General features: G+C 61.5%; 13 protein-coding genes and 1 pseudogene. 10 read left to right on the forward strand and 4 right to left on the reverse strand.

Features of this window, described 5'->3' with window-relative positions; translation table 11 throughout:
* The 4 genes and pseudogenes from L8F97_RS22085 to L8F97_RS22100 form a co-directional block, all read right to left on the reverse strand.
* A pseudogene (locus tag L8F97_RS22085) lies at nucleotides 1–738 on the reverse strand (IS3 family transposase); the annotation flags it as partial.
* A gap of 21 nt (nucleotides 739–759) precedes the next feature.
* Complete coding sequence (locus tag L8F97_RS22090; RefSeq protein ID WP_242154860.1) at nucleotides 760–1,068, reverse strand: hypothetical protein; 309 nt, start codon at nucleotides 1,066–1,068, stop codon at nucleotides 760–762.
* A 99-nt stretch (nucleotides 1,069–1,167) separates the two neighbouring features.
* Complete coding sequence (locus tag L8F97_RS22095; protein WP_242154862.1) at nucleotides 1,168–1,551, reverse strand: acyl-CoA thioesterase; 384 nt, start codon at nucleotides 1,549–1,551, stop codon at nucleotides 1,168–1,170.
* Nucleotides 1,552–1,584: 33 nt separating this feature from the next.
* The gene (locus L8F97_RS22100; protein WP_242154864.1) at nucleotides 1,585–3,159 is read right to left on the reverse strand and encodes a Na+/H+ antiporter; all 1,575 of its coding nucleotides are present in this window, start codon (nucleotides 3,157–3,159) and stop codon (nucleotides 1,585–1,587) included.
* 316 nt (nucleotides 3,160–3,475) lie between these two features.
* Between L8F97_RS22100 and L8F97_RS22105 the strand changes: the two genes are divergently transcribed.
* The 10 genes from L8F97_RS22105 to L8F97_RS22945 form a co-directional block, all read left to right on the forward strand.
* A complete protein-coding gene (locus L8F97_RS22105; RefSeq protein ID WP_242154866.1) occupies nucleotides 3,476–3,784 on the forward strand; it encodes a hypothetical protein in 309 nt (102 codons plus the stop codon).
* A 30-nt stretch (nucleotides 3,785–3,814) separates the two neighbouring features.
* Complete coding sequence (locus L8F97_RS22110; protein WP_313932083.1) at nucleotides 3,815–4,084, forward strand: host attachment protein; 270 nt, start codon at nucleotides 3,815–3,817, stop codon at nucleotides 4,082–4,084.
* 117 nt (nucleotides 4,085–4,201) lie between these two features.
* On the forward strand, nucleotides 4,202–4,528 hold the full coding sequence (locus tag L8F97_RS22115; protein ID WP_242154870.1) for a hypothetical protein: 327 nt from the start codon (nucleotides 4,202–4,204) through the stop codon (nucleotides 4,526–4,528).
* Between the two features lie 136 nt (nucleotides 4,529–4,664).
* On the forward strand, nucleotides 4,665–4,859 hold the full coding sequence (locus tag L8F97_RS22120; RefSeq protein WP_242154872.1) for a hypothetical protein: 195 nt from the start codon (nucleotides 4,665–4,667) through the stop codon (nucleotides 4,857–4,859).
* Between the two features lie 54 nt (nucleotides 4,860–4,913).
* Nucleotides 4,914–5,261 (forward strand): IS66-like element accessory protein TnpA, encoded by a 348-nt coding sequence (gene tnpA, locus L8F97_RS22125; protein WP_242154874.1) that lies wholly within the window; start codon nucleotides 4,914–4,916, stop codon nucleotides 5,259–5,261.
* Nucleotides 5,258–5,605 (forward strand): IS66 family insertion sequence element accessory protein TnpB, encoded by a 348-nt coding sequence (gene tnpB, locus L8F97_RS22130; protein WP_242154876.1) that lies wholly within the window; start codon nucleotides 5,258–5,260, stop codon nucleotides 5,603–5,605. Before tnpA ends, tnpB begins: the two co-directional genes overlap by 4 nt.
* Before the next feature lie 76 nt (nucleotides 5,606–5,681).
* Nucleotides 5,682–7,331, forward strand: a complete 1,650-nt coding sequence (tnpC, locus tag L8F97_RS22135) for an IS66 family transposase (protein ID WP_242154879.1) — start codon at nucleotides 5,682–5,684, stop codon at nucleotides 7,329–7,331.
* An 84-nt stretch (nucleotides 7,332–7,415) separates the two neighbouring features.
* Nucleotides 7,416–7,592 carry a hypothetical protein gene (locus L8F97_RS22140; protein WP_242154881.1) on the forward strand — a complete coding sequence of 59 codons (177 nt, stop codon included), beginning with the start codon at nucleotides 7,416–7,418 and terminating at the stop codon, nucleotides 7,590–7,592.
* 245 nt (nucleotides 7,593–7,837) lie between these two features.
* A complete protein-coding gene (locus L8F97_RS22145; RefSeq protein WP_242154884.1) occupies nucleotides 7,838–8,233 on the forward strand; it encodes a YsnF/AvaK domain-containing protein in 396 nt (131 codons plus the stop codon).
* Between the two features lie 2 nt (nucleotides 8,234–8,235).
* A partial coding sequence (locus tag L8F97_RS22945) for an OmpA family protein (protein ID WP_242154883.1) occupies nucleotides 8,236–8,759 on the forward strand: 524 nt, incomplete at its 3' end.

Consider the following 8,759-nt stretch of genomic DNA (forward strand, 5'->3'; position numbering starts at 1 on the left):
CAGTCGCGCAACGAGCCGTTGAAGCTCTCGTTATAGCCGTTCTCCCATGGCAAGCCCGGCGCGATGTACAGCGTCTTCACGCCGACCTGACCGAGCCATTTCTGGACCGCGGTAGCGATGAACTCGCTGCCATTGTTCGACCTTATATGCGCGGGCGGGCCCCGCGCGATAAACAGCTCAGCAAGCGCCGCCAGCACGTCTTGGTGTTTCAACTGACGTGCGACGATCAGCGCCAGGCACTCCTGGCTGGCCTCGTCGATGATCATGAGGATCCGGAACTTGCGCCCGTCGTGCGTCCGCGCTTCGACAAAGTCGTACCCCTCCGCAGCCTTTCCAACGATGCTGCGCATCGCCGGAACCTTAGGCTGCTCCGCCCAGACATGCCCCGGATACTCCGACCGCAGCCGGATGCACGAGCCATCGTTCAACCACAACCGGCTAGGTTTGGGTTGCTTCTGTGGCACTTTCAGCCCCTCGCGCCGCCAGATCCGTTCGACACGCTTATGGTTCACCGCCCACCCAGCGGCATGCAACAGCGAGGTCATCCGACGGTAACCGTAGCGCCCATATTGCTCCGGCCAGCACGACGATGTCCTTGGTCAGCGCCTGTTCGTCATCTGCTCCGCACGGCACCTTGCGCTGCGTCGACCGGTGCTGACCGAGCACGCGGCACACCCGCCGCTCGGATACGTCCAGCACCTTTTTCACCTGGTCGATGCAGCGTCGGCGCCGCGCGGGGCGCCGATGGTCACGATTCAGTCAACCTTCTTCGACCTCGGCGGCATCGAACTCGGCGAAGGCTGAGCGGACCTCGTCGGCGAGCGAGTCATCCTCGATATCGACCGAGACGACGACGCGGCCAGCGAGCTGGGCATCGTCCCTGTCTTGTGGACTCGGCCCGCCTGCCTCGGTGTCGGACCCGGCCTCTTCGATGCCAACGGTATTCTCGTCACCCTCTGCGGTGATGAACACGTCGGTCCGTTCGATCTTGAACTGCTGGACCAGTCGTTCGACCGTCATCTCGGCTTCGCGACGCGTATCGAACTTTGCAGTCAGGCTCGTGCTCATAATGGACTCCTGTCACCCCTTATCGGCGATGTAGCGTAAACCGCCAAGCGGCAAATAAGCCCCTTGCCATGTCCTGACTTCCTTCACGAAGGCAACGGCTCAGTGCGCAGAAGTCGGTTTGCCGTCATCGCCAACGGCGACGTAGCGAAAGACGCCTTCCGTTACCTTGTGCGGCGCATCGCCGGTGCGAACCCGCGCCCAGACCTCGATCCGAACTCCTATCGACATTTCGCCCGCGTGCTCGAGTTCGCAGAACACGCTGACGTCGTCACCGACCAATACGGGCTTGAGGAACTCGACGGCATCGATCCGGACGGTGACCACGCGCTTGCCGGAATGGGCCGCTGCAAAGGTGCCGCCCGCCAGATCCATCTGTGACAAGGTCCAGCCGCCAAAGATGTCGCCACTCGCATTGGCGTCACGAGGCAGGGCAACGGTGCGCAGATGAGCCCCGCCAGCTGGATTGGGTATGTCGTCTGCCACAGGGTGTTCTCCTGAAGAATGCTGATGTGCCGGCTACGCTTCGCCAAGCGCGCGGTGGATTTGCTGCTCTTCCAGGTCAAGTTCCTCACCGAGTGCGCGGTGGGCTTCCGCGTCGATCTGGTCGGTCTGCTCGGCAAGCTTCTCGCGCGCTGCCTCGATAGCGACCAAGCGCAGGCGCTGCTGGGCGACGATCTGGCCGGTCTTAGTCTCGACGTCCTGCCCCTCGATGTTCGCTCGCTCGGCCCGCACCTTGTACTCCTCGACCAGTTCTGCCGCCGCTTCGCCGTGCTCGGAGGCATCGCCATCTAGATGTTCCTGCACGGCGTCCAGCGACGCTGCGGCGAGTTCGGCACGAGCCTGCGCGCTATCCGGCTCTGGTAGCGTCGTCTCTTCCTGCTCGAGTCCGAGGCGACGGATCATCCAGCCGAGTGTCGTGCCCTGAAGCACCAGCGTCGCGAAGATTGCGCAGAACGCCAGGAAGACGATGATGTCCCGGCCTGGAAACCGAAGCGGCAGTGCCAGCGCCGTCGCCAGGCTGACCACACCGCGCATACCGGCCCAGGACAAAATGGTCGGGTAGCTCCATGGTGGCATCGGGTCCGCTTCCCGCGTCGTGCGCGAAAGGAAGCGCGGAAGCCATGTCGCGGGGAAGATCCAGATAAAGCGACTAATGATCAGTGTGGCCGACACCGCCAGGGCGATCAGGGTCAGGCTTTTCGCATCGTACCCCTCCAGTCGCTCGACGATGCCGCGTAGTTGAATACCGATGAGCATGAACACGAGCGCGGTGAGGAGGAACTCGACGAACCCCCACACGGTTGCCATACCGAGCCGCGTCTCGCCAGTGAAAGCGGCATGCTGGCGACGGCCGAGCACCAGCCCACATGCTACCGCTGCCAATACGCCCGAGACATGGACCTGTTCAGCGAGGAAGTAGGCAAGGAACCCCGCGAGTAGGCTGACGGTAATGTCGAGCAGCGTGTCCTCGAGCAACGCGAAAATCCACATGGCGGCGCGCCCGACGATCCAGCCCGCCAGTGTCCCGCCGATTGCGGCGGTGAAGAACTGGAAGACGCCTTCGCCGAGGCTGAACGTTCCCGCCAGTGTGGCGGCGACTGCGCAGCGGTAGAGAACCAACGAGGACGCATCGTTGATGAGGCTCTCGCCCTCCAGCACCGTCACAATGCGCTTGGGCAGCTTTACCTGCTTGAGGACTGCCGCTGCCGCAACTGCGTCCGGCGGGGCTACGATCGCGCCGAGCGTAATCGCTGCCCACCAGGGCAGGCCGGGCACGAGCAGCTTGCCGACGATCGCCACAGCCGCCGCGGTGAAGAAGACCGCGCCAAGCGCAAGCGACAGGATCGGACGCAGGTTGAAACGGAACGCTGGCCAATCGGTGCGATACGCGCTGGCTTGAAGCAGCGGTGGCAGGAAGAGCGCCAGCACCAGCTCGGGATCGAGCTCGACGGTGCCGATACCGGGCACGAATGCCAACGCGATACCGCCGCAGACCAGCGCCACCGCGAGCGGGACGCGTAGCCGCTGTGCGGCATACGCCAGCACCACGGACGCCGCGACCAGCACAAGCAACAGCTCGAACGTATGCATGAGCCGGCACTTTCAAGACGGAGAGAGCCAGTTAGCGGCTGATATGAAAGCTCAACTCAATCCATGAAATGGCGTTCCTCGACAAAGGCGGGTCACACAGGAAGTTCCTTAATGTGGCTTGCCATTGCTCCATCGCAAACGGCTTGATCGTAGTATGCATGCCTGGGTCAAAAAGCCCTTGCCCGGTAATCCTGCCAGTCGCAGCCAAAGCGATTCGCTTGGATGCGAGGCCGCTAAAGCGGCTGCTTTCGGGCGAGTACCAGTGCATGAGAGACCAGGCAGAACGCACGTTAAGAAGCTTTTATGGAATGGCTAAATGGAATCGGACGAAGAGTATCAGGGCAAGATGGCATCAGCGGTGCTGAAGGCGATTGCCGACACATCATTGGTCGAGATTGATGGTACCGCAACCGCCTACATCCGTTCGGCAGACGCATGCGACGCGCTAATCACCGCTTTGGCAGTTATAATGGAGGGTGCTCCCCAGTGCCGAACCCGCAAAGGCATGAAAGCAATGGCTGAGGCTGCCGGCCGCAATCTTCTAACGATGATGCGCGAAATGGAAAAGCTCCGTGCCGAGACCGACGCAAACGCTTTTGCCGCAACGGTTATTTACCCAAGTTGATCCAACTGAAGAGCTACGGTTTGGGCTGGCATTCACGACACGGATCAGCGCGACCGGCACACAGCGGTCAAGCACGAGGGACGCGAAATACATATCCGTCAGCTTGTGAACGAGATGCTGACCAAGCAGGCGTTGGGCGGTGAGGTCGATCATCTCGTGGTAATCGCAGCGCCCTGGACCTTGGGTGAGTTACCCGAGCCCTACCACAAGGCTCTGGAAGCCAAGCTGGGTGGTGAGATCGCCAGCGGCCTGACCGGCCATTTGGTCGCCGACATCGAGAAGGCAATTGGCACCGCCTGAATATCCCGACCGCCTTGCCGGCTCGGGCGGTAGCAAGCCAACGTCCTTAACTCATTGCGTGAACGGAACAGGTCGGGCGGGAGGCGGTTTCTCAAGGCTGTAACCAGGGAGTGAGACATGGCTGAATATCGTAACTCAGACGGCACCACGACTTATGTTGAAAAGCGCAGCAACACAGGCAAGGTGATTGGCATCATCCTGCTGGCGATTGTGATTGTAGTGGGCGTCCTGTTCGCCACCGGCTTCTGGAGCGCAAATGTGAAGGGCGGCTCGCTGCCCAAAATTAACGTCAGCGCCAAGGGTGGCGACATGCCGGATGTGGACGTGCATTCGAAGGAGGTCGTCGTCGGCACGACTAAGCAGTCCGTGACCGTTCCGAAGGTTGAGACCAAGAAGACGACCATCGACGTGCCAACTGTCGGCGTGAAGGACGACAGCAAGTAATCTGCTGTGCATTGCTGTGGTTGCCAATCACTGATGGGGGGGGCACCCACAGCATTTCCAAAAAGCGCCCTTCGCGATCGGATTTATGAGTGGGGCGGCTCATCGCCGCCCTACTTTTTGATGGTTGGGAGACAGCATGAACAGAACGTCCATTATTGCCGCTGTGGCGCTGACGCTCGGGCTCGCTGCATGCAACGGTCCTAACGGAAAAGCCGGCGCCGCTCAGGACGAGGCCGCCGCCAATGCCGCGGGCGTAGCTTACAACGGAAACGGACCAGCCGAAGCGTCTGCATCCGGTGAGGGGCATCTGGCGGGTGACGGTCTGAGCTGAGATGTTAGCCACAGTGCAAGCACCGTGGTTTGCACCGTGGCTAGAGACGTGGCGATGACCCAGATCACTATACTGTCCGGCGTTGAGCGGCGTCGCCATTGGAGCGACGAGCGCAAGCTTGCCCTCGTGGAGGCAGCCATTGTGCCTGGCGCGTCGGTTGCTGCTATCGCGCGTGATGCCGACGTCTCGCCTTCATCGATCTACCGTTGGCGGCGTACCTTATGCAGAAAGCTTGCGCAGCCGAGCGGTTTCGCAGCTGTGACCGTTCGTGCGGATCCTGCCGGCGCGAACCACGACGCGTCCGATGTGCTGGTCATCGAGATCCGCGGTGCGACCATCCGTGCGGCTGGCGGCGTATCTGCGAGTTTGCTGGTGGCGGCCTTGCGAGAGCTCAAAGCATGATCCCTGTTCCGGGCGGGGCACGGGTCTGGATAGCCACCGGCAAGACGGATATGCGCAAGGGCATGTCGTCGCTTGCCATGCAGATCCAGCAAGGGTTCGGTCGCAACCCACATGCCGGCGACCTTTACGTTTTCCGTGGTCGCCGCGGCGACCTGCTGAAGATCCTATGGCACGATGGCCTTGGAATGTCGCTCTACGCAAAGCGGTTGGAGCGCGGTCGGTTCACTTGGCCAGCGACGTCTGACGGCGTCATTTTGATCTCGGCGGGGCAACTCGGCTTCCTTCTGGAAGGAATCGACTGGCGGAATCCGCAATACACGTTCAGGCCCGAACTGGCGGGCTAGAACGCCCGGTTTTCCTTGTGTTTCGGCACCAAATTCCTCGACAAATTGGCAGTTTTCTGCTGTAAAATCAGCTTCGATGAACACCGGCATTGAGGCCCTTCCCAATGATGTCGAAGCGCTGAAAGCGCTGCTGATCGCCGAGCGTCACACCGTCGTCATCGCTCGTGCAGCTCAACTCGAGGCCGAGGCACTCGCCGCCATCGCCCAGGCTCAAGTCGCCGATGCACACGCCATCATCGAAGATCTCAAGCTACGCATCGCCAAGGCGCGCCAGGACAAATGGGGGCAGTCTTCCGAGCGGCACAGGAAGTTGCTCGATCAGCTCGAAATGCAGCTTGAGGACGTGGTTGCCACTGCGACCGAGGATGAGCTCGCCGCTGAGATCGCTGTCGCCAAAGCCAGTGTAGCCGGCGTTCCCGTGGTGCCGTTCACCCGCAAGAAGCCGACCCGCGCTCCGCTACCTGCCGATCTTCCCCGGCACCGTGTCGTCGTACCCGCCCCAGAGAGCTGCCCATGCTGCAACGGTGCAGAGCTCAAGAAGATTGGCGAGACCATCACGGAAAGCCGTGAGGTCGTTCCCCGCCAGTGGATCGTCGTGCAGACGGTGCGTGAGAAGTTCATCTGCAAGGCCTGCGAAACCATCACGCAGCCGCCAGCGCCGTTCCACCCCATTCCCCGTGCATCCGCTGGCCCCAACCTGCTGGCAATGGTCCTGTTTAACAAGTTTGGCCTGCATCAGCCGCTCAACCGCCAGAGCGAGACCTATGCCGCCGAAGGCATGAGCATCAGCGTCTCGACGCTCGCCGACTATGTCGGCCACGGCACCGTCCTGCTGCGCGGCCTGGTCGATCTCATCGAGGCACACATCCTCGCCGGCGAGCGCATTCATCATGATGATACGACCGTGCCGGTCATGGCAGCCGGCAAGACCATGACGGGCAGGATATGGGCATCCGTTCGTGACGACCGCCCCTTTGGCGGCACCGACCCGCCCGCTGCCTGCTATTACTACACGCGCGACCGTACAGGCGCCCATCCGCAGCGACAGCTGGCTCGGTATGCCGGTATCCTGCAGGCTGACGCTTATACCGGCTATGACGCGCTCTACGCCGCAGGCCGCAAACCAGGACCCATCCTGGAAGCGGCCTGCTGGGCACACGCCCGTCGCCCGTTCTTCAAGGAAGCCCGCCTGAGCCGGACGCCACTCGCGGTCGACATCGTCACCCGCATGGATGCGATCTTCGCTGCCGAACGCGTGATCTGGGGTCGGAACGCCAGTGAACGGCTCGCGTCGCGGCAGGTCCATGTTGTTCCGCTCGTCGCCGACCTCGAGCAGTTCCTGCGCCAGCAATATGGTCGTCTATCGCGCAAGGGCGATCTGGCGAAGGCCATCAACTACATGCTGTCACGCTGGGACAGCTTTGCCCGCTTCGTTTCCGACGGCAGGATCTGCATGACCAACAACGCTGCGGAACGCCGCGTTCGAACCGTCGCTATCGGGCGCCGGAACTGGACCTTCTGCGGCTCGGACCGCGGCGGTGACCGTGCGGCCGCCATGTACACGCTGATCCAGACCTGCCGCCTCAACGATGTCGACCCACACGCCTGGCTCCGCGACGTCATCGCGCAGATTTCAGACCATCCGCAGACACGAATTCACGAGCTGTTGCCGTGGGAATGGAAAGCTCGACAGCAACCACCCGAGCCCGTCGCGCAAGCCGCGTAGCATCAGTCGCGCCAAAATAGAGGGCGCTCACCGAATGCATACGCCGAAGCCGCAGGCAAAGCTGCAGATCACGCGAACCGTGCCGTGGCTAAAGCGCGGAACGAACAAGCCGATGCGCTAAAGGATCAAGGTCGCGCCATCCGTTCGCAAGCCGATGCCGACGCAGATAAGCTCGAAGAGCAGGCGAAGGCGATCCGTGGTGCGGCCAAGGACAAAGCAAGCAAACTGGATCAGCAGGCCAAAACGGTGCACCAACAATAGTATTTTTGGGCTTGCCATCGAAACGCTGCCGCCGAGTATCGAGACAGCAGCAGCAATCGTTTCGGTAAATTACTCACAGGTGCCATCTAGCCCCGCTTGACGGGAACCAACTGCTTAGCCGTTGATTAGTGGCTCGCTCGACAGGATGTGTCCATCGGGTGTCGCACGGGCGGCGTAAGGCCTCGAGCCAGCACTGCGAACCAGCCACGCCCGGTGGTCTCGCCGATATCGGCGGAGCTTTGTCAGTGGTACCCGATGACGATAAGCGGACTATTCCGCTTTACGAAGAACAGCTTGAAATCGACAAGCTTCAGACGGTCACCGACCGTGTGAAGGTATCTACGCATGTCGACGAGCGCACCGTATTGCTCGAAGACACTGTCGAGCGTGGCGACTTAACGATCGAGCGCATCGCGGTCGATCGTGCCGTCACCGAGGCTCCCGAACCGCGTCAGGAAGGCGACACTCTGATCGTGTCGCTGATCGAGGAGCGCCTGGTTGTCGAGAAGCGTCTCTTCGTCATCGAGGAACTGCGCATAACGCGCACCAGCACCACCGAACATGTCGCGATACCAGCGACGGTTCGCACCATGCGGGCAACGGTCGCGCACGCCAAACAACCACCAGCAACAGGGGAATAAACGTGGCTGATCCAAAAAACACTCGGGGTGCGCCTCCTCGCGAGGTCCATATCGAGAAAAAGAAAATTAACTGGCTCGCCTGGATCCTCCTCGGGCTCGGCATCCTGGCAGCGCTGCTCGCGCTCAGCCGCTGCGGTCGGCATGATGCTGTAGTGGCTGCTCCAACACCGACTGCGACACCAACCACCGCGACGCCTCCAATAGCCATCAAGCAAGTTGTACTCCCGGGCGGCAAAACCGTCGACCTTCAGCCGCAAACGCTGAACTATGACCTGCAGGCGTTCCTCGCTTCTGCAGCAGCAGCGCCGCGCACGTTCACCTTCAACAAGCTGAACTTCGATACAGCTTCCGCAACGATCCGCGCCGACGATCAGCCAACGCTGAGCGCACTGTCGCAGATTCTGGCAGCGTATCCCAAGGCAGTCGTCCGGCTGGTCGGTTATGCCGATGCACGCGGCAGCGACGCCGCTAATGCCAAGCTTGGTGCCGATCGCGCTGCCGCTGTCGCAAAAGCGCTTACTACCAT

The sequence above is a fragment of the Sphingomonas sp. BAUL-RG-20F-R05-02 genome, from assembly GCF_022662305.1.
GTDB lineage: Bacteria > Pseudomonadota > Alphaproteobacteria > Sphingomonadales > Sphingomonadaceae > Sphingomonas.

Excerpts from the sequence above, each read along its gene's own strand:
- L8F97_RS22105 (WP_242154866.1), top strand. The coding sequence starts at position 3,476 with ATGGAATCGGACGAAGAGTATCAGGGCAAGATGGCATCAGCGGTGCTG.
- L8F97_RS22100 (WP_242154864.1), bottom strand. The coding sequence starts at position 3,159 with ATGCATACGTTCGAGCTGTTGCTTGTGCTGGTCGCGGCGTCCGTGGTG.
- tnpA (WP_242154874.1), top strand. The coding sequence starts at position 4,914 with ATGACCCAGATCACTATACTGTCCGGCGTTGAGCGGCGTCGCCATTGG.
- L8F97_RS22120 (WP_242154872.1), top strand. The coding sequence starts at position 4,665 with ATGAACAGAACGTCCATTATTGCCGCTGTGGCGCTGACGCTCGGGCTC.
- tnpC (WP_242154879.1), top strand. The coding sequence starts at position 5,682 with ATGAACACCGGCATTGAGGCCCTTCCCAATGATGTCGAAGCGCTGAAA.
- L8F97_RS22090 (WP_242154860.1), bottom strand. The coding sequence starts at position 1,068 with ATGAGCACGAGCCTGACTGCAAAGTTCGATACGCGTCGCGAAGCCGAG.
- L8F97_RS22115 (WP_242154870.1), top strand. The coding sequence starts at position 4,202 with ATGGCTGAATATCGTAACTCAGACGGCACCACGACTTATGTTGAAAAG.
- tnpB (WP_242154876.1), top strand. The coding sequence starts at position 5,258 with ATGATCCCTGTTCCGGGCGGGGCACGGGTCTGGATAGCCACCGGCAAG.